Origin of the sequence: Blautia sp. NSJ-175 (genome assembly GCF_022867815.1) — a bacterium.
Taxonomy (GTDB): Bacteria; Bacillota; Clostridia; order Lachnospirales; family Lachnospiraceae; genus Blautia; species Blautia celeris.
Window position 1 is genome coordinate 26,240 of sequence record NZ_JALIFQ010000020.1, and the last position, 20,360, is coordinate 46,599.

At 45.2% G+C, this 20,360-nt stretch carries 20 protein-coding genes and 1 pseudogene; 4 read left to right on the top strand and 17 right to left on the bottom strand.

Annotation, left to right across the window (positions count from 1 at the left end; all coding sequences use genetic code 11):
* Window positions 1-2: 2 nt before the first annotated feature.
* From MUB35_RS23570 to MUB35_RS23590, 5 genes are all read right to left on the bottom strand, one after another.
* Complete coding sequence (locus tag MUB35_RS23570) at window positions 3-992, bottom strand: DUF4003 family protein (RefSeq protein WP_033143407.1); 990 nt, start codon at window positions 990-992, stop codon at window positions 3-5.
* Entirely contained in the window at window positions 989-1,891 is a 903-nt protein-coding gene (locus tag MUB35_RS23575) for a damage-control phosphatase ARMT1 family protein (RefSeq protein ID WP_225305326.1), read from the bottom strand. Before MUB35_RS23575 ends, MUB35_RS23570 begins: the two co-directional genes overlap by 4 nt.
* A 379-nt stretch (window positions 1,892-2,270) precedes the next feature.
* Window positions 2,271-2,996: an alpha/beta fold hydrolase gene (locus MUB35_RS23580; RefSeq protein WP_244806940.1), complete on the bottom strand. Its 726-nt coding sequence runs from the start codon at window positions 2,994-2,996 to the stop codon at window positions 2,271-2,273.
* A 43-nt stretch (window positions 2,997-3,039) separates the two neighbouring features.
* On the bottom strand, window positions 3,040-5,052 hold the full coding sequence (locus MUB35_RS23585; RefSeq protein ID WP_244806941.1) for a M56 family metallopeptidase: 2,013 nt from the start codon (window positions 5,050-5,052) through the stop codon (window positions 3,040-3,042).
* A gap of 3 nt (window positions 5,053-5,055) precedes the next feature.
* Window positions 5,056-5,445, bottom strand: a complete 390-nt coding sequence (locus MUB35_RS23590) for a BlaI/MecI/CopY family transcriptional regulator (protein WP_033140284.1) — start codon at window positions 5,443-5,445, stop codon at window positions 5,056-5,058.
* 536 nt (window positions 5,446-5,981) lie between these two features.
* Here MUB35_RS23590 and MUB35_RS23595 point away from each other — a divergent pair.
* Entirely contained in the window at window positions 5,982-7,349 is a 1,368-nt protein-coding gene (locus MUB35_RS23595; protein WP_244806942.1) for an MATE family efflux transporter, read from the top strand.
* A 145-nt stretch (window positions 7,350-7,494) separates the two neighbouring features.
* Here the strand turns inward: MUB35_RS23595 and MUB35_RS23600 are convergent, their stop codons facing one another.
* From MUB35_RS23600 to MUB35_RS23615, 4 genes and pseudogenes are all read right to left on the bottom strand, one after another.
* The gene (locus tag MUB35_RS23600; protein ID WP_244806943.1) at window positions 7,495-8,136 is read right to left on the bottom strand and encodes a diphthine--ammonia ligase; all 642 of its coding nucleotides are present in this window, start codon (window positions 8,134-8,136) and stop codon (window positions 7,495-7,497) included.
* A 331-nt stretch (window positions 8,137-8,467) separates the two neighbouring features.
* Window positions 8,468-8,668: pseudogene (locus tag MUB35_RS23605) on the bottom strand (helix-turn-helix domain-containing protein); the annotation flags it as partial.
* An 11-nt stretch (window positions 8,669-8,679) separates the two neighbouring features.
* Entirely contained in the window at window positions 8,680-9,159 is a 480-nt protein-coding gene (locus MUB35_RS23610) for a hypothetical protein (protein ID WP_033140286.1), read from the bottom strand.
* Window positions 9,160-9,418: 259 nt separating this feature from the next.
* Window positions 9,419-9,943: a DUF3877 family protein gene (locus MUB35_RS23615; RefSeq protein WP_033140287.1), complete on the bottom strand. Its 525-nt coding sequence runs from the start codon at window positions 9,941-9,943 to the stop codon at window positions 9,419-9,421.
* 331 nt (window positions 9,944-10,274) lie between these two features.
* Between MUB35_RS23615 and dapA the strand changes: the two genes are divergently transcribed.
* From dapA to MUB35_RS23630, 3 genes are all read left to right on the top strand, one after another.
* The gene (gene dapA / locus MUB35_RS23620) at window positions 10,275-11,237 is read left to right on the top strand and encodes a 4-hydroxy-tetrahydrodipicolinate synthase (RefSeq protein ID WP_054353624.1); all 963 of its coding nucleotides are present in this window, start codon (window positions 10,275-10,277) and stop codon (window positions 11,235-11,237) included.
* 29 nt (window positions 11,238-11,266) lie between these two features.
* Entirely contained in the window at window positions 11,267-11,545 is a 279-nt protein-coding gene (locus MUB35_RS23625; protein ID WP_033140289.1) for a hypothetical protein, read from the top strand.
* 334 nt (window positions 11,546-11,879) lie between these two features.
* Entirely contained in the window at window positions 11,880-12,998 is a 1,119-nt protein-coding gene (locus MUB35_RS23630; protein ID WP_331477620.1) for a winged helix DNA-binding domain-containing protein, read from the top strand.
* Between the two features lie 5 nt (window positions 12,999-13,003).
* Here MUB35_RS23630 and MUB35_RS23635 read toward each other — a convergent pair whose 3' ends face one another.
* The 8 genes from MUB35_RS23635 to MUB35_RS23670 all read right to left on the bottom strand — a co-directional run bounded on the left by MUB35_RS23635 (window position 13,004) and on the right by MUB35_RS23670 (window position 20,286).
* On the bottom strand, window positions 13,004-13,684 hold the full coding sequence (locus tag MUB35_RS23635) for a YjjG family noncanonical pyrimidine nucleotidase (protein ID WP_103732860.1): 681 nt from the start codon (window positions 13,682-13,684) through the stop codon (window positions 13,004-13,006).
* Between the two features lie 30 nt (window positions 13,685-13,714).
* A complete protein-coding gene (locus tag MUB35_RS23640; protein WP_244806945.1) occupies window positions 13,715-14,593 on the bottom strand; it encodes a carbon-nitrogen hydrolase family protein in 879 nt (292 codons plus the stop codon).
* A 33-nt stretch (window positions 14,594-14,626) separates the two neighbouring features.
* Complete coding sequence (locus MUB35_RS23645; protein WP_244806946.1) at window positions 14,627-15,958, bottom strand: sensor domain-containing diguanylate cyclase; 1,332 nt, start codon at window positions 15,956-15,958, stop codon at window positions 14,627-14,629.
* Window positions 15,925-16,488: a GNAT family N-acetyltransferase gene (locus MUB35_RS23650; protein ID WP_033140294.1), complete on the bottom strand. Its 564-nt coding sequence runs from the start codon at window positions 16,486-16,488 to the stop codon at window positions 15,925-15,927. The genes MUB35_RS23645 and MUB35_RS23650 overlap by 34 nt, the downstream gene beginning before the upstream one ends.
* Window positions 16,489-16,750: 262 nt before the next feature.
* Window positions 16,751-17,230: a 23S rRNA (pseudouridine(1915)-N(3))-methyltransferase RlmH gene (gene rlmH, locus MUB35_RS23655; RefSeq protein ID WP_244806947.1), complete on the bottom strand. Its 480-nt coding sequence runs from the start codon at window positions 17,228-17,230 to the stop codon at window positions 16,751-16,753.
* A complete protein-coding gene (locus MUB35_RS23660) occupies window positions 17,227-17,943 on the bottom strand; it encodes a DNA alkylation repair protein (protein WP_244806948.1) in 717 nt (238 codons plus the stop codon). Before MUB35_RS23660 ends, rlmH begins: the two co-directional genes overlap by 4 nt.
* A 61-nt stretch (window positions 17,944-18,004) precedes the next feature.
* Window positions 18,005-19,399 (bottom strand): NADPH-dependent glutamate synthase, encoded by a 1,395-nt coding sequence (gene gltA, locus MUB35_RS23665; protein ID WP_033140296.1) that lies wholly within the window; start codon window positions 19,397-19,399, stop codon window positions 18,005-18,007.
* On the bottom strand, window positions 19,399-20,286 hold the full coding sequence (locus MUB35_RS23670) for a sulfide/dihydroorotate dehydrogenase-like FAD/NAD-binding protein (protein WP_033140297.1): 888 nt from the start codon (window positions 20,284-20,286) through the stop codon (window positions 19,399-19,401). The genes gltA and MUB35_RS23670 overlap by 1 nt, the downstream gene beginning before the upstream one ends.
* Window positions 20,287-20,360 lie beyond the last annotated feature (74 nt).

Sequence of the window (20,360 nt, forward strand, 5' to 3'; positions counted from 1 at the left end):
GATCAGGAGCCGGAAGAGGACGCCGCCGCGGCTGCACTTGCTGCTGCCGCAGACGCGCAGATAGCAGCCTGCTGGGCAATGACCAGTGCCACCACACCGTTTAATGCCGCAGTCTGCATGGAATGCAGGTCAGGAACATAGTCACAGGATGCCATCATACCGGCATACATAAGCCTCTGCCTGGAGCCTACACCGAAGGCCCCGAAGCCTTTCTGCCCTTTCAGGAAGGCTTCCGCATCTGTGATATCCTGTATCAGTAAATTCCTGTCCACATCCAGAAGGGTCAGAACACCCAGCGTTGCCAGTTCATAGCCTGTACCGTATTTCAGTCCCCGCGCTTTCAGTGCGTCAAAGATTTCCAGGGCTTTTCTGCACTTCTGTTCCGCGGACCCCTCACCAAGTGCCAGAATATGACTCAGAGACTGCACCGAATTCCCGGAGAAAAAGTAGGGTTTCAATATGGAATAGCACTGCTCCATCTCCCTTTCGATACAGGAGTCATCCAGCTCGGACATGGCAAGAAGAGCGGCAAATGCACTGTCCTCCCCGGAAGTGAGGAAGGGATGGGCAGTTTTCATGCGGTTGTAAATACTGCTTGTTTTGTTTATGATCTCATCATATCCGGAAGGCTCTGCCATCTCCGCAATAGTGGCTGCTGCCACAGTCAGATATTCGGAGCCCCAGAAAAATTCTTTTAACTTCCCGTATAGTTCCAGCATCTGCGCCATCATAAGCCCGGCATCTGCATTAAGAGAAAGCATGGCAATGACAGCCAGCCTGGAAACACCTCTGAAATTGGAGAATACTCCGGTATTGGCCTTTAAAATATCGCGGCACTCCATCAGGCGCTGTGTATCCGCACGGACACCTCTTGCCGTCAGGATTCCGGAACACATGGGATAGACATAGGCGCTCTCCCAGGCAAATGCAGATTTTATAATATCCCTGTTTTCAACAAACAATTCACAGCGTTTTCTCAATTCTTCTCTCATGACCCATCCCTCCCAAGGCTTCTGTCATTGACAAACACACCTTTATACTGCTCCAGACCGAATCTGTTTACGAACCAGGAACATTTGCAGAGAAACATATAGTAAATATTCAGCCCGCTGTTATTCAGAGTCTCAAAATTACCCTGGCCCTTAGAAAGGATCACGTCTGCATGACGAATCAAATCCCGGGCCTCATCCGAAATATCCTTCAGGCTTGTGCCCGCTATTTTCGTGCCGTTGCCCATGACAGGCACAAGATCCGCAAGCCCGGTCATTTCGGCATCCTCTATGGTGGCATCATTGATGACCGGTTCTCCCCGCACGATGACCGTGATATGTATCTGCGGATACTTCTTCATGAGCTGTTCGATCAGAAGCTTGTCAAGGACAATCTCACCACAGTTATCTGTGAGATATACCAGGTTTTCTGCAGTTTTCATCTGCTCTGTGAAGCGGCTGTATTCAACAGGGTCCAGGGTCTCCTCCTCGGCTTTTGCTATCAGTTCCCGCAGTTTTTCATCGCTGACGCTTCCCATGGCTCCAAAATCAATGTAATTTCCCACCCTGGCATACAAAATTGCATGGTACACAGGGTCTTCTGCCTGAATGATCCGGCTGCGTATTCTTTCCTCTGCCTCCAGCATCATTTGGTTGTACTCTTTTTTCAACTGTTCAAAACTGTAGGCATGTCCGAAATATTTCTCATGGAGCACATTGATTTTTGCTATGAGAACCGGTGCAGTATCCTCCGGTCCGGCTGCGCCGATGATCTGAAACACCTCCCTCATGTAAGCGGATTTGATCTCCTCTGAAGCTGTGTCCTTAAGATTTTCCATCTGGCGTGTGATCAGACAGCTCATACACTGGGCGCTTAACTTTACATTTGTAGATATTTTCATAGTATCTCCGTTTCTATCTGCAGGATATAAATCCTTGTTGGTTTTTCATTGATATACGGTAACTATTCAGCCAGCTGAATAGTTACGGGTATTCGCCCATTAAAAATCGCTTCGCGATGGGGCGAATACCTGCCGCCACTACTCTTTTGCACGGTCAGCGCAGTAAATGCGCAGACCTGACTGAACAGTTACGACTACGTTCTTATTATACCCTATTGTATGGCGATTTCCAATAGTAAAAAGAATCCGGTTACGACGCACATGGAAAACAGAGACAAAAAAAGCAGGGCATTTTTATGCAAATGCCTCTGCTTTTTAAGAGGGAAACGGCCGCAGGCGGCTGCGCTTTGGCGGAGAGTCAGGCAGGCCGGACTCTTTGTCATGGCGCATCCGATGCTTCAAAAAATTCCAGAATATAAGAAGCAGTTGTATCCCACTGTTCCTCCCTTGAAATCTCTGCCGTGTTATCTTTTTTCTGCTCCCCGTAATTGCCGAAGCCTGCGTGATTAGCTCCCTGTATCATGATCTCACTGCAGATTTCCGCGTTTTTGATGGAGTCCTTATACTTCTTCCGGTTCAGAACTCCGTCCATGCTGCCGTAGATGGACAGGACCGGCAGTGCGGACAGGGTATCTGTGGGATAAGCAGCCAGCAGAACCAGCCCTTTTAAAGAATCCTCATGCTTCTGTGCATAGGAGGAAGCCATGGCACCGCCCAGAGAATGTCCGCCGATATACCAGCGTTCCATATCCGGAAAATCCCGGATCACCCTGTCTGCTGCGCCAGAATCAAAAACTGCCAGGTGAAAAGGCATCTTTACCAGAACACAGCAGACGTCTTTCTGCGCAATTCTGTCAAGCAGCGGCGCATAGCTTTCGGCCTCCACCAGTCCGCCGGGATAAAAGATAAAACCTGTGCTGCTGTTTTTATCTCCGTATACAATGTAATCTTCTGAATCGGCAGATACTGCCTCTGCCTGATACGCCTTCGCATGGTAATAATCAGAAACATAGACAAAAAAGCATAGGACCATGAGCAGCACTGCAGTCAACAGACTGAGAAGTATTTTTTTCCATAATGGCCGGGGCCTTTTTTTATGCTGCATTTTCACTCTCCGATTTCAAAATATTTTTGTTGATACGCAGGACTCAGAACGTCCAGAAGGTATTGCCCAATGCAGTGGCATCATCAAATCCTGACAGAACTATAAGTCCGCTTTGAGAACAGTCAAAGGTCAGCGTGTACTGCTGCCCGCGGAATACTGCAGTTGCGGAATCTGTCTCCTCAAAGACTGCTATATTGTCCATGAAGATCTGCTGCTCCCCTTCCCCTTCTGTGTATCTGTAAATGGAAAAATAAAAACTGTAGTCATTAATCCCGGTGATTTTTATGGTGGAATATTCCCCGTCGTTGGAATTTCTGTAATCTCCGTCAGCAGGCATGTATTGGGTCGTGACAGGCGCGAAGTCGCCCTGCGGCCAGTTCATCCAGAACCACGAACTTATACTATCCCCTGCTATATAAAAACCTACGATTATACTTTCCGAATCAGAAATGTACTCTTTATAGTCCGGATTGCTGTCACCTAAGTTTCGGTAACCACTCTGCAGCAGACTGGTCTCTGCTTCTTTGTACGGCTGTCCGCAGTAAAATCCATCCATACTGATGCTGTTGTTATTCTCACATCTTATGGTAACAAGCGTACGGCCCTCAATTCCCTCCGTATCAGGATTCCACTCTATCTGAATGCCGTTTCCTTCATACCGCTGCCCTTTATCACCAAATAAAAGACCTTCTGTTTTCTGAAGCCCCAGGTTTTGAGCCATGGAAGGCAGAGAATCCCGATTCATAAATCCAATCAGTTCCGTGCGTTCCTCCTTTGTGGAAGCCGGATCTGCCGCCGGTGTTTCAGTGGATCCTTCTTCCTGTTCGGGTTCGACAGGCATATCTGCCTTTTCCTTTGTATCTGTAACGGGATTGATCGTATTGCCTCCCTTGACCACCTTCTCTTTTTTGTCTTTTTCCTCATTGCCGGCGGGTGTATCCTCATCCTTGTCAGCGCCGCTGTCAGTGGTGGCTTCCGTATCCGCATCTTTCTTTTTTTCACCGGAGTCTTTTAAGGAACAGCCGGTAAATACATTCGATGTAACTAAAATGATGGTAAAGCAGATAACAGGAAGGATTCCCCGTTTCATTTTTCCTGCCTTCATAATATTTACCATCCTTTTTTTGAATGTGAGAAGGCCGTCATTCAGACTGGTGGACAACTCATAGGAAGGTCTGCCCAGTGCTGCTGTCTTCAGAAGCAATTGGTTATACCGAAGCTTATCCTCACGGTTCCTGCCTTTCATGACTTTCTCATCACATATAAACTCTATATCACGCTCCGCCTCTTTTTTCATAAAGTAAACTGCCGGATTGAACCAATAAACCGTTGTTATGCATATCATGAGCAGTTTATACCACAGATCCCGGCTGCGGTAGTGGCATAGCTCATGCCGGAAGATCATTTCACATTCCTCTTTTGAATACTCCCGTACAGGGAGATAGAGAAAGGTATTCCTGATCCCTGCCAAAAGCGGCCCGGACAGCCTGCTGTTTGCCACAAGCTTCGGTGCTTTTTTCAGATGCATTTCTTTACACAGTTTATCATATTCAGCGATCCTCTCACGGTTCGTAAAAGGAATCCTCCAGCGGCGCAGGTACTGTCTTCCTGCTCTCAAAACAAACACTTTATATACCGCTGCTGCGCAAATACCCGCTCCCCAGATAATTGCCATGATCCATGCCACGGTATCCATAGTTATATTCTCCTGTCCCGTACTGCCCTGCAGGTCTGCATTTTTGTTTGTATCCTTCTGCAGATCACTGCTGCTGTTCGCGGTGTCTGCAGGAGACTGCAGATTCTCCGCGCCGGACGTATTCGTACTCCTGCTTGCTTCTGCCCGGACAATTTGTTTTGGTACTTCTATATTCAGTCCTGCGGCAGGAGATGGAAACCTGACCGGAATGAGAAGAAATACGGAAACAAACAGCCAGATAAGATATTTCCACCTGGAGGAATATTTCCTATCCAGCAGTCTTGATACTGCCAGCACAATAAAAATGATGAAAGCTGACAAAACATTCACTTTAATTATGTGCAGCATAAACTCTGCCATAGACTATTCCCCCTTCCGCTCCAGTTCCTTCAGGAACTCCTCCAGTTCCTGTATATCTTCCTCGTGAATCTGTTTTCCCTGATAAAGAGACGCCACAAAGTTCTTCAGCGAATTTCCATACAATTTTTCCAGCACGCTTTTCCCTTCCTGCTGCTGGTATTCGCTCTGCGTCACAACCGCGCTGTAGAGATTTGTCTTCCCTTCCCTTTTTACAGAGACAAACTTCTTACTTTCAAGCCGGGTGAGCATGGACAGGATCGTGGTGGGTGCCAGTTCTTTTTTCTGGTTTACAAAAGCCTCCACCTCCAGCCGGGTCATATCCGGATGACCGTTCCACAAAGCAAGCATCACATCCAGCTCCGAATCAGGCAGTTTCTGAATACGTTTTTTCATCTTATCACCTCCTGTACTGTCTGCAGATACCGGATCATTATATTCCGGTCAGGTTACAGAGTTTTTCTACAATTGTAGTACCTGATTTTATTTTACATTAGTAGTAGATAAATGTCAATCATCTTTTGGGGGATTCATATCCCGTGCGACAGAATATTGACAGTATAACCCTGACTGTTTATAATGAGGTAAAAGGATGAACAGAAAGGGTGGGCACAATGAAGTTATATGGGAAATTCTGTATTGACAACAGCTCCGAACAATTGTATATAACAAAACATTGTGCGGAGCCTGATAGAGTATTTATGATATTATAAAAGGCAGATTCCAAAACAGATTCATGATTTGGGATTTGTTTTTGTATGCGATTTGGGCAGGAGGCAATGTTTTGTCTGCTGCCTTTTGTATTTGAACTGTTATTGTTATACAAGCAGAGGGAGCACATTACCGTGGCTGCCCTCTGTTTTTTTATTATGCATGTTCCGGTGCCGGGAAAAGGCATGCCGGACTTATCTATGAAAGGAAGAAATGATTTGATGAGAAAAGAACAAGATCTGACAACGGGAAATGTCTCAAAAAAACTGATAAAGTTTGCTGTCCCCCTGCTGCTTGCCAATTTACTGCAGTCCTTTTACAGTATTGTGGATATGCTTGTTGTGGGAAGGTTTGTGGGGGAAACAGGACTTGCCGCGATCAGCAATGCGTCTATGATAAGTTTTATCATTAATTCCATATGTATCGGCGTTACAATGGGAGGTACTGTGCTGGTTGCCCAATACAAAGGGGCCGATGATGAAGAGGGACAGCGTGAAACTGTCGGGACATTATTTTCCCTCTCCTTCTTTGCCTCATTACTAGTCACAGTGTCAGGGCTGCTTGTTTACCGGCCGTTTTTTCAGATACTGCGTGTTCCTGCCGGGTCCATGCAGGACGCCTGCGATTATATGAGAATTATCTGCTGCGGCACAGTGTTCGTGTTTGGCTATAATGCTGTCTGCTCTGTTATGAAAGGATTGGGAGATTCCATAAGTTCACTTTACTTTATCGCAGCCGCGGCAGTCGTTAATATCCTGCTGGACCTTCTTTTAGTGGGACCTTTCGGTATGGGGATTGCAGGCGCAGCTTATGCCACCGTTTTCTCACAGGGTATCTCCCTTGCAATATCCATATGCTGTCTGAGAAGGAAAACTTTTATCTTTCCGTTCAGGCTGAAAAATTTTGCTGTTCAGACTGAAAAAATGGCTGCTGTCTTAAAAGTCGGACTGCCCACAGCGGTTCAAATGGCAGTTGTGAATATCTCTTATCTTATGATCACAGGCATGTTGAATCAATTCGGGGTGTCTGTTGCTGCAGCATCTGGGGTGGGACTGAAAGTCAATACCTTTGCAGGAATGCCCTGCTGGGCAGTCGGCCAGGCTGTAACCGCCATGGCCGGACAGAACATGGGCGCAGGCAGAACAGACCGGGTCAAAAAGACAACGGAAACCGGGCTGCGCTTAAACCTTTTGATCACGCTAATGGCAGTGGTTCTTGTACAACTATTTGCAGGACAAATCATCATGCTGTTTGAACCCCAAAATAAAGAGGTGATTGCAGACGGCATCCTTTATTTGAGGATCTGCTGCGGCATAAACAGTCTGGTTTACGCTGCATTGTATACCTTCGATTCCTTTGCTATCGGCATAGGCGCCGCAAACATTGCCATGGTAAATGCACTTTTGGATGCGGCTGTTGTCCGGCTGCCCGTAAGCTGGCTGTTGGCATTTACGGCAGGTATGGGATTCCCCGGTGTATATGTGGGACAGGCCCTGTCCCCTCTCCTGCCCTTCCTCGTCGGCTGGCTTTATTTTAAAAACAAGGGCTGGGAAAGCAAACGGCTAATACAGCCCGCGGATCATACATAAACGAAAAATCATGAATCAACCAAACAAGCCGGTGTGAATTTCCGGCTTAAAAAGGGAGCGCTGCAGATGAAAGAATAGGTGCTGTCAGTGAATGCTGACAGCACCCTTTTTTAATTCTTCAGATTACATTTTTAAATTTGCCAATTCATCTGAGATCAATCACTGACCGCTCACCGAAATCAAGAATACTGCCTGTCTGTATTTCCAGCTTATGCCTGAAAATCGGCCCGTCCACTGCGATGGTATGGTATTCTCCGTTTTCTCCGCAGATATCAATGCCCCTTGCCGCCATTATCTCCAATGTTTCCGAATCTAACTGTTTTCCCAGGAGTTCTTTTGGCAGAAGCTGATTGTTTATGGATTTGACGATACAGCAATAGCCTTCTGAAATAATCTCCTGCACTATCTTCTCACGTCCCTGCTGCCACAGCGGGAATGCAGCTTTCAGGCCTGCCGCGCGGCACCGCTCTTCGCACCACCTGCGGTTATTTTCAATATCAATATCGCCGAAACCAGCCATCTCTGCCCCAAGCTCCATGGCTCTTTTCAGGCCTTTTTCAAATTCCAGATGATACTCGTCACCTCCGGAGGGACAGAGAAGCAAGGGAATCTCCAGTGCCTTTGAAAACTTTTCCAGCAGCCTGTGATCCGCACCGTGAAACCAGGAACGGTCCATATCTTTATTGACCATAACCAGCAGGCCCACCGGCTCATGTCCGGCTTTTATCAGTTTGTGAAGTGCAAGGGTACTGTCCTTGCCGCAGCTGTAAGACATAACAAATTTCATCTCTATACCTCTCTTTTTTTGATCGGCTCTTTCTTTTTTGCGCCGTTTTCTATATAATGATCTTGTACCCGGTGTATTTACTTTATGTTATACAGGAGTATTCTTATGGAAAAACAAACAAAAGACGATGAACATACATATACAATAGTGAGCCACGCAACATGTCCGAAGGACAGCAGTAAGGCTGCACATACTGTAACATATAAAAAGGCTACCTGCACACGTGTTGATGACATTATTTTGAATTTTTGCTGCAGTCGGGATGTGCAGTGTCAGGAATGTCAGCGGGATTATCTGTAATATTTTTTGCCCGGTACTCCGCCCCGGAAGTTCTGCGGTATTCTATAATATCTCCCGGCTGACAGTCCAGTACATCACAGATTGCTTCCAGCGTGGAAAAACGGATTGCCTTCACTTTTCCTGTCTTCAGGTTGGATAAATTGACATTTGATATCCCTACTTTTTCCGATAATTCATTCAGGGACATTTTGCGGTCAGCCATGACCCGGTCTAATCTTAATATAATCGCCATATGCTATGCTCCTAAAGGATTTTATCCATTTCTTTCTGCATTTCCAATCCTTCTTTTATCAGGCTGCTGAAAACCAGAAACAAGATGCCCAGAGTCAGCATTCTTCCATCTGCCAGTATAAAACTTCCGTACTGCATGATTGAAAAACCACTTGAATGATAAGTGGAAAAATGTGTGATGATAAACGCTCCGCATATAATCATCCATCCCATGATCAAAATGTTTTTTTGCAGGGATTGAATAAAAAATTGTTTTCTGGCGTAGATTCGGATCAGTGAAATGAAGATCATGCAGTCAAACAAATATGAAATAAGACTGTAGGCTGTAATTGTAATATTCTCTTCTTCCTGCAGCATTACCATTACACTGTAAAACCCGCAGACAGCAATCATACCTGTCAGGAAAATCGCAAGTATCAAAAGAAATTTTAATTTTTTTGAAAACTTCTTTTCCGTCACATTGACATCTGTTGTAAAATCGCTTTCACCCATATCTGCACCCTCCCATTTTCAAACTTTTCCCTCTTCTATTTCTAATTCCGTTATATCACACAGGATAGCTTCCGTCAATGTATTTTAATGTTTATCATTAAATAATATTCAATATTCATTATAAAGTTAATAAAAAAGCACCTCTGCATTCATAGTATATCAGCAGAGGTATTTTGTCTTTGTTTGAAATGCTTCCGCAAATCGGTGCATTTCCTGCGCCGGAAAATCCCATCGCCAAAGACGATTCTGCATGGACAGATCAATGACTATCCTTTAACGCATCATAGGCCTGCCTTGTAAACCGATGATACTGCAGACCGAACGCATCCTGCTCCAGATAATACACGTAAGGATCTATTTCCGGATTTTGAAAAGAGATTCCCCATTCCTGTTCGTCAACCTTTTCTATAATAATATCCTGAGAGAAGGATTGGAATATCTTTATCATATCCTCCACAGTATTACCGGGTTTAAATATTTCCGCCAAAAAGGCTTTTAAAAATGGGCTGTCCTCCAGATTTTCATGGACATATTTTACCCCTGCGGATGGGACATGAATACAATACCGGCCTTTTTCCTCTGTCTCTTTTATGGTCAGTTTTCCAAGCTCCGGTTCTGCGGTCCTGCAAAATGCAGCAAGCGCCTCGGACAGATTTTCTTTTTCGGCAGGAAGCAGTTCCAGTAAGGATGCCTGCGGATAATACAGGTTCATATCTTCCTCCCGATAGCCGATCTTTATCTCACATTCTTTGATATTATCACAGATGTTTTTCTTTAAATCCATAATATTATGCTCCTGTTCTTTGATTTTCAGCGCGCTGCCGGAAGAAACGAAGGCCTTTTCCGGTTTCTGCGCAAACCTTCCGGGATTCTACAGACTGTCCACCACTTCCGCCGGATGTTATTGCAGACAATTCGTCTGTTCCCAACGGTTTTATACCGCTCACAGGCTTATTATATATGATATTGAAATGTATGACAATCGATATATTACCACAGCCGATTCTTACATTTATTGAAACTTAATGCCTCTGCCCGGAACTTCACTCCCATTTAATAACCAAACTGCTATAATTTCCATAATCTAAATTACAAAGGTTTGGGAGGATTCAAATTTGAAAAAGATAGTATTTAAAGGTGTGGGAACTGCTGTTGTCACTCCGATGAAGGAGGATTATTCGATTAACTATTCTGTCTTTGACGAGCTGCTGGATATGCAGATCGCAGGCAGCGCAGATGCGATCGTAGTTGCAGGTACAACAGGAGAAGGCTCCACCCTGACAGATGATGAGCATATAGAACTGGTACGCCGCGCAGTCAAACATGTCCGTGGGCGCGTTCCGGTCATAGCCGGGGCAGGAAGCAACAATACCGCACATGCCGTATACCTTTCAAAAGAATGCGAAAAAGCCGGGGCCGACGCGCTTCTCCATGTAACACCGTATTATAACAAGGCATCACAGCAGGGCTTGTTTCTGCATTTTAACGAATGTGCCAGGTCTACCCGTCTGCCGGTCATATTATATAATGTACCGTCTCGCACCGGGGTGAACATTTACCCGGCCACTTATAAACGGCTCAGCGAAACAGAAAATATAGTGGCTGTAAAAGAGGCAAGCGGCAACTTTTCCCAGATGGCCAAAATAGCCAGTCTGTGCAAAGAGGATTTGGCCATTTATTCCGGCAATGACGATCAGATCACATCTTCTCTGGCTCTTGGAGGAAAGGGTGTGATATCTGTTCTGTCCAATCTTGTTCCAAACGAGACCCATGCCATCTGCACTTCCTATTTCCGTGGAAACAGCGAAGAAAGCGATAATCTGCAGTTAAAATACCTGGAGCTCATTGAAGCGCTGTTTTTAGATGTAAATCCGATACCCGTAAAACAGGCGATGCGCGCCATGGGTTATGATGTAGGCCCCTGCAGGCTGCCGCTTTGTGATATGGACCGCACCATGGCAGAAAAACTGTACGCTGTACTGGAAAAATATGACCTGACGGAATCATCAAAACGCCAGGGTTCTGTCACGGTTCACATGCCGGGCAACACCGGTACGGTTCTAAAACATAATGTATGATTTTTTAAAATACCGAAAGGAGATTCCATATGAAGGACGCATATATTATTTTCAGAAGCCAGCATCCACAAACAAAGGAAGAAATCACAGATCTGATCAAAGAATTCTGTCAGAAACATGATTTAAAATATTGGGGGACGATTCTTACAGAGACTATGACAGTAAACATTGAGGGAGAGAGTTATACTGTGGATGTAAGGGAAGAGAAAGAAGATTCGGGAGATGTCTACTGGATCATTTATTGCCTGCGGAAAAAACATCTGTACCTGTTCCGAAATATTCTGGAGTCGAATCAGACAGTGGTTTAAAACGCCGGCTTGGTATTCTCTCTTGCGATTCACCTATTTTCAAAGATTCAAAAATTTATAGCCGTTCAGAAATGGACGGCTTTTTAGCTTCCGGACACAAAGTTATCTCTGACGGTGTTGCAGTCTATAAAGAAAAAGAGGTATAATATCCCTATCAGCTCCCCAGTATACTGCTTACACAAACTGGGCAGATTTATCGAAACTATACTGTCTGTATTTTCATAATTACACATAAATCGAAGGGAACTACTACATGGCCGAAATAAGCATTGAGCAAATAAGAAATTTCAGACTGGGTGCTCACCATCTGGATAAGGAGTATAAAAAAACGGATATGGAAAAGCTGACGGGTGCGTGCGGAATGCAGAATACACCTCCGGGCGCCTGGGAAACTGCTCTTTTTAACCGGATTCCTGACTGCAGTTTGACAGAAATGGAATATTTGCTGTATAAAGAGAAAACGCTTCTGCAGACCTGGAGCCTGCGGGGTATCCCTGTTGTATTTCCTGCTCTGGAAAGTGATGTATTTTTATCTGCGCTTATACCGCAGGAGGATGAGCCATGGATCTATACTGCCGGAATTACTCTGGCACTTGATTTTCTGCAGATGGGTTTCCATGAATTATTTGAAATATTACAGCAGGTAATTCCACAGCTTGATCACTGTACCGTAATCAGCAAAACTTCCTTGGATCAGAACCTGGCAGAATGGATGCTGCCGCTGCTCCCGGAGAAAAAGCGCGCGCTATGGACACAGCCCTCCATGTATGGAAGTCCTGATAAACAGACCGTCGGCGGTGCCGTAGTGTCTTTTCTTCTGCGGCCCTGCGCCTTAAAAGGTCTGGTCGTTTTCGGCGGACGGCAGGGAACCAGCCCGGTTTTTACCTCTTACAAAAACTGGACCGGCTATTCGTTTACGCCAAACAAGGATGCCTGTAAAAAGTTAATGCGGAAATACCTGCACTGTTACGGCCCGGCAACACCGAATCATTTTGCAGCCTGGCTCGGATGTTCCGGTAAACAGGCACGGCGTATGTGGAAAACGGTTTCGGAAGAGACAGAACCTGTCATGGTTTTTGGCAAAAAAACCTATATCCTGTCCTCCGACAAGGAACGTCTTCTGTCTCCGGATTCACTGCAAAGAGAACTGCTGCTGCTCGGCGGACATGACCCCTTTCTCGACCAGAGAGACCGGGCGGTTCTGCAGCCCGACAAAACACTGCAGAAACAAATATGGAGATTTGTAAGCAACCCCGGTGCTGTCCTGTACCGCGGTGAGATCATTGGCATCTGGACAGGGAAAAAGAAAAATAAAGGGATGGAAATTAAGATCACCTTATGGAATACCGTTCCCGAAAAACAGAAGCTTCAAAATCTGGCAGAGGAATACACTGCCTTCCGGAATACGAACTTATCCGGCTTTGATATTATCCTTACTCCCGGCTCCATGTAAGATTCTCACAGAAATTCAACCTCATTCAGATCATGTATCAGGTAATCAATCTTTACATTTGTATTATTTTCCTTGTCCTCCGGATTATACCAGCAGCAGCGGATACCTGCATTATTTCCGCCCTGCATATCGCTGGTCAGGGAATCCCCTACAATGAGAACGTCATCTTTCTCATAAACACCTGTCTGTTTCCAAATGTGATCAAAAAACCGGATGTCCGGTTTTTCATATCCTATCTGGTCGGAAATAAAAATACCGTCAAACAGAACGTCAAGTCCTGAATTTTCAAGCTTGCGTTTCTGTGCCACATAAGTGCCATTTGTGACTGCGTACTGCTTTGCTTTTCCTTTCAGCCTTTCCAGAAGAGACTTGCTGTCATCATTAAAAAATATTTTATCGCCCAAACGCACCTGGTATTCATCGTTGAACTCTTTGATCTTGTCACAGCGGATATGTTCCTTTTGGAAAAATTCCGAAAATCTCTCCAGAAGTACCTGTTCTTTTGTGATCTCCCCGGCCTCCAGGCGTTTCCAATAACGTTTGTTTATTTCCGCATATCTGGAGATCATGGCATCCGTACATTCCTTCAGGTCAAATTTTGCAAAACACTGCCGCAGGGCATATTTCTCTGCTTTGTCAAAATTGAGCAGTGTTCCATCCACATCCCATAATATTACTTTAAACATATTAATTACTCCATTCCTATAACTTTTTCTCTATTTTCGATAACATTCTCTGATAAACGGTTCCTCAATTCCTTCTGAGACGAGCAGACCGTATTTACCGGGATGGCGAAATGCGTTTCCGTGGACTTCCGTTCTTCGATAGACTCTGATTTCATCTAAGGGAAAATCAGCTATATAGATTCCTTCCCGTTCGCCTGCCTCTATGATCAAAGTGTCCCTGGAACCCGGCTCACCTTCCCTGTATGCAATCCCGTCAAAGGCAGTTGAATGTCCATTGCAGTCAGGCTTTCCAAAGGGATAATTGACAGTAGCAATACCTGTCATATTTTCATACGCCCTTGCGCGAAGCTGGGAAATACGATTGATTTCCATGGGACAGGCATTTGGGACCAGAATGATCTCAGCACCTTTCAGCATGAGGATTCTTGCGCTTTCCGGAAATTCCCTGTCATAACAGATCATGGCGCCAATCTTTACCATTCCCTGTTCTGTATCCAGCTCTGCAGTATAAAAATCATCTCCCGCCGTCAGTCTGCACTCATCACCAAAGTCACAGGTATGAACCTTGGCATAGGTCAGAACTCTGCTGCCAAAACGGTCAAAAAGACAGAGTGTGTTGCGCGGCAGCGGTTCAAACGCTTCAAGGAACGTGATACCGATCGCCATACCCAATTTTTTGGCAAGCTCGCCGAAAGAACAGACAAAATCACTGTCAGAGGATACCGCATCTGTTTTTAATTCCTCTATATCTTCCGAAATTTTATATCCGCTGCTCCACATTTCCGGAAACAGGGCAATATCAGCACCCATTTTCTTTGCTTTTTTACAGGCATCTGCTCCCTTGGCTAAATTTTCTTCTAAAGAATTCCCCGGCATTAGCTGGAGTAATGCAATTTTAAGATTTTTCATATCCTTCTCCGTTTTATAATGAATCTGTTGACATTAATGATGAATCTGTCTCTTCTCCTCATACATACGCTGGTCTGCCTGGCGAATCAGCGCCTCCGCATTTTCCTGTTCCTCAGGGTAGCGCGCATACCCGATACTCACATGGGGATGCAGGGTACATTCGGGCAGTATATATGGACGGCCAATCTCCTCTTTCAGTCGTTCTTTTAGTTTTTCATAGAATTCGTCGCCTTTTCCACCGGCAGCCAGTACCGTAAATTCATCTCCGCCGGTACGAAATGCCAAATCCTCTTCAGAGAGGCATTTTTGCATACGGGCTGCAGACTCTTTTAAAAACTTATCGCCGATATCGTGTCCAAAACGGTCATTGATCTGTTTAAACCTGTCCATATCCAGATAGTATAATACACAGGGACGATTCTGCAGGACGAATTCTTTTAAGCAGTTCATAAAATATCTGCCGTTATGCAGGCCCGTCAGCGGGTCCGTATTTACCAGCTTTGCCAGCTCCTTTTTTTGCTCTGCGCTGGTCAGTATGCCGTTGATGACCATGACTGCCAGAACGAGTATGAGACTGCAGACAATGGATTCTATCCATATGTATTCCATGGGAACCCATCCTTTTTTGGGAATTATGCTCAAATGCCATGTACCGTTTGGAACCTGAATCACATCCTCCACGGCATCCGTCACAGAAAAGTCCGCGTTCTGTATGATATTCTGCACCTTGCCTGTATCCGGATGGATCCGCCATATTTTATATTTGTATCCCTGTCCATTCAATGCCTTTAAATTTATCTCGTCAAATATCTCAGGCACATTGAGCACAACAATGCTGAATCCCCAGAATGTTTTCTGCCCATTCTCATCTGTCAGATATATGGGATTTCTCGCCACAATCCCCATGCCGCCCTGTGAAAGTTCATATGGGCCTGCCAAGGTCATTTTTCCTGTGTCCCTGGCATACTCTGCCTCTGTTTTCCTGTCAGGATCACTGAACAGGTCGCCGAAGGCTTCCTCGTTTCCCTCCAGGGGATATACATAGGTCACATTTCCATCCGGTGCCAGCTGCAGGCTTCTGATAGAGGCATCCTTTTCGTAAAGACTTTCAGCCGCCTTATCAAAATTTACCACCTCGCCATGGTTGCTGGTGACGATCACTTCCAGTGCTTTTGTGGTAAACAATTGGGAATCAATGGCATACTGCAGTTTACTGATTTCTCCCCTCAAAACATATCTGGCATTGCGCATGCTGCTGTTCTTCTGATACATGTACAGACATACCACCATGCAGACAGAAGCAAGCGCCAGAGTAACGGATATTCCTGTAATCATCCATCGTTTTTTCTTACTGTGTTTTTCCATCTTTTTCCCTTCTTCAAGGTGACGTCCGGATCTGTTTCGTAAATATTACTTGTATTGTTCCATACGCCTGTTAAGACAGCTCCGTTTTTTTCAAATATCTTATTGGACGCCGCATTATCCATATGTACAAAAGATTTCACTTTGGTATAACCGAGGGACTTACATTTTTCTAAAATATTGACAAACAATATATTGCCATACCCCTTCCCTCTATACTGTTTTGCGATTCCATAACCAAAGTTTCCTACACCCTGTTTTTCTAAAATCTCACTGGAATGATGACGTATCCTGGCGATTCCTACCGGTTTTTCCTCCACATAGAGAAAATATGTGGACTGAGGTATATAGTTTTCCGGCAGATTTCGCGATTTGGAGTAATCATCCTGCTGTATGAGCCAATTTCTGTACTCGCCATAAGAGATACCATAAACTTCATTTGGAAAACCGTTTTCATTGCTTCCTAAATCCTGAAGCATTTCATATTCGGCCATGCCGTTTAAAGGGGAAAGCTGTTTTAATTCAATTTTCATTTTCACTCTCCTATTCATGAACTGTTGCCGTTTACTAATTATTTTCCAGTTCAGCAAGGATCTCCTCAACCGTATAGTACGCACCGGTTTCATATCCCTGTTTTTCATCTCTTAGTCCATATTATACCCATAATCTGTATCGGAAACAACTACCATTTCTCGTATCATATAACTATCGTCCGGCAAAAAAAGTATCCAAATCTGAGAAAAGGAATAACAGACCGCTTAGTCTGCCATTCCTTATATGCTGACCGTTCAAAATTCATTTGTGATAAGGCTGCCCACTCATGATCCGGTAACTCCTGTAAATCTGTTCCAGCAATATTACCCGCATCAACTGATGCGGAAATGTCATTTTGGAAAAGCTGAGCGCAAAATCCGAGCGTTTCAGCACCTCTTTTCCAAGTCCGATGGAACCGCCTATGACAAAAATGATATGGCTCTTCCCCTGTATTCCAAGACTCTCTATCTTTTGGGAGAGTTCAACAGAGTCCAGCATTTTTCCATTGATCTCCAGTGTAATGACGTAGGCATCTTCCCTGATGCATTTTAGAATGCGCTCGCCTTCTTTCTGGCGGATATTCTCCTCCACAGTCTCGCTGGCGGCATCCGGTGTTTTTTCGTCTGCCACTTCCAGGATTTCCAGCTTGCAGTATTTGCTCAGACGCTTTGTATATTCGGCAATGGCGTCACGATAGAATTTTTCTTTGATTTTTCCAACAGTAAGTATGGTGATCTTCATTTTCCTGCATCCTCCCGCTTCCATTTCAAAAGTCTGTCCTTTTCCTCTTTTGACACCCGGTAGGATTCCCTGATCTTCTGAATGGATTTATTGTGTGTAAAGGTATCCATGGTATCTGTCTGCAGAAATGCGGCGGTCTTCTCCGGAAACTTCACATAGCAGACAGAGACTGCCCAGGCTGCCGCCATCTGCACATAATAGGCATCACTGTCTAAATGGTTGCATATATCCAGCAGACGGTCAATATAATCCTCTGTCACAAAATGGTCAAGCATAGATACCAGAGCAAAACGAATCTCATATTCTCTTTCTGAGCTGAGATATCGCTCCAAAAAGGCGAACCAGTAAGCAGAATCCTTTCTCATAAACTTATAAGTAATACAACTGCAGTCACAAATGGCCCAATTATTGATTTTGGGCACAAAACGCGCCAGTGCCTGCGTCTGCTCCTCCCGCTCCATTTTCGCATATCCGATCACAATACCCTGGAGCATCAGTTCTTCATAACAGCTATCATCCGCTTTCTCTAAAAAACCGGCATAGTCCTCCCCTGCGATCTTCTTTGCCATTTTCCGGAGCTTTGGCAGCCGGACCCCCATCATGGTCGTCAGGCCCGGTATCAGGGATTCCTGAAATTTTTTGTAGTCCTTATCAGCCGACTCTCTCAGTTCCTCTCTTATTGCTTCTATCATGATTTCCCTTGTGTTCTCCATTTTCCTCCATACAACTGAAAAAAGAGCCGCCACGTCCGGTGACGGCTCTTTGTATGTTTAATTAATTATTTTTTCCTTTGATGAATTCGTCGATTCCCTGTGCAGCGGATTTTCCTGCGCCCATGGCCAGGATAACCGTTGCGGCACCTGTCACGGCATCACCGCCGGCGTAAACACCGTCTTTGGTTGTCTTGCCGTTTTCCTCATCAGCGATGATACATTTTCTCTTGTTTGTATCAAGGCCGATTGTGGTGGAAGAAATCAGCGGGTTCGGGGAAGTTCCCAGGGACATGATAACTGTATCCAGTTCCATCTCAAACTCAGAACCCGGAATCTCTACAGGACGTCTTCTTCCTGACGCATCCGGCTCGCCCAGTTCCATACGAACACACTTCATGCCTCTTACCCAGCCGTTTTCATCTGCCAGGATCTCTGTAGGATTGCACAGAAGGTCAAAGATAATTCCTTCTTCTTTTGCGTGATGTACTTCTTCCGCTCTTGCAGGAAGCTCTGCTTCACTTCTTCTGTATACAATATGTACCTCAGCGCCGAGACGAAGAGCTGTTCTTGCAGCATCCATTGCCACATTGCCGCCGCCTACAACGGCTACTTTCTTGCCCATTTTAATAGGTGTGTCATGGTCGTCGCGGAAAGCTTTCATCAGGTTGCTTCTTGTCAGGTACTCATTGGCAGAGAATACACCGTTGCTTATCTCACCCGGAATGCCCATGAACATGGGAAGTCCTGCACCGGAACCGATGAATACAGCTTCAAAGCCTTCTTTTTCCATGAGCTCGTCGATCGTGGTGGATTTACCGATAATCACGTTCGTCTCAATCTTAACACCTAACGCTTTTACATTTTCAACTTCCATTTTAACTACTTTGTCTTTCGGAAGACGGAATTCAGGAATACCGTATACCAGTACACCGCCCGGCTGATGAAGTGCTTCAAAGATCGTTACATCGTAACCCATCTTAGCCAGATCTCCGGCGCAGGTAAGACCTGCAGGTCCGGCACCAATCACTGCAACCTTATGTCCGTTTTTCTCCTTCGGAGGTTCCGGCTTGATTCCGTTTTCTTTTGCCCAGTCAGCAACAAAACGCTCCAGCTTACCGATAGAAACCGGTTCGCCTTTGATACCGCGGATACACAGACCTTCACACTGTGTTTCCTGGGGGCAGACACGTCCGCAGACTGCCGGAAGGGCGCTGGACTTGCCGATCACTTTGAATGCTTCTTCAAAGTTACCCTCTTTTACTTCTTTGATAAATCCGGGAATGTCAATGTTTACAGGACATCCCTTGACACATTTTGCATTTTTACAGGTTAAGCAGCGGGCTGCCTCTTCCATTGCTTCTTCTTTGTTATATCCATAGCAAACTTCTTCAAAGTTTGTTGCTCTCACCTTCGGGTCCTGTTCTCTTACAGGAACTTTCTTTAATACGTCACCCATTATTCGTCACCTCCGCAGTTTCCGCATCCGCCGTGATGGGTATCCCCCTCACGAAGTTTTAATAATGCTCTTCCTTCTTCTGTCTTGTACATCTGCTGTCTCTTCATTGCCAGATCCCAGTCAATCAGATGACCGTCAAATTCAGGACCGTCCACGCATGCGAATTTCACTTCACCGCCGACGATAACACGGCAGGCTCCGCACATACCGGTTCCGTCAACCATGACCGGATTCATGGAAACGATAGTGGGCAGATTCAGTTTCTTAGTTGTCAGGCAGCAGAATTTCATCATGATCATGGGGCCGATCGCAACACATTTTGTATAGGTCTTGCCTTCAGCAGTCAGGTCTTCAATTACTTTTGTTACCATTCCGTGACGTCCATATGTACCATCATCTGTGGTGATGTATAAATTTCCTGCTACTTCTTCCATTTCCTTTTCCAGGATGATCAGGTCTTTGGTCTTGGCACCTACAATGACATCAGCGTCAATGCCGTGCTCGTGCAGCCATTTTACCTGCGGATATACCGGTGCGGTTCCAACGCCGCCGGCTACAAATAAAAGTTTTTCTTTCTTTAACTCTTCCAGATCTTCATTTACAAATTCAGATGGACATCCTAACGGACCTACGAAATCTTCAAAGAAATCTCCTGTCTGCATTTTAGCGAATTTTTCGGTGGAAGCACCTACCGGCTGGAATACGATCGTAACAGTTCCTGCCTCTCTGTCATAATCACAGATGGTAAGCGGAATTCTCTCCCCTGCATCGTCTTTTTTCACGATGACGAACTGTCCGGGTTCACAGTGTTTTGCAACCCTTGGTGCGTCAACAACCATGAGATATACTATCTCATTGAGCTTTTCTGCTTTCAGAATCTTGTACATAATGTCCTCCTCACAACTCCAAATATGGTAATTCTATTGCTATAGTCGCTCTTTTTAGTATAGAGCAAAAGTAA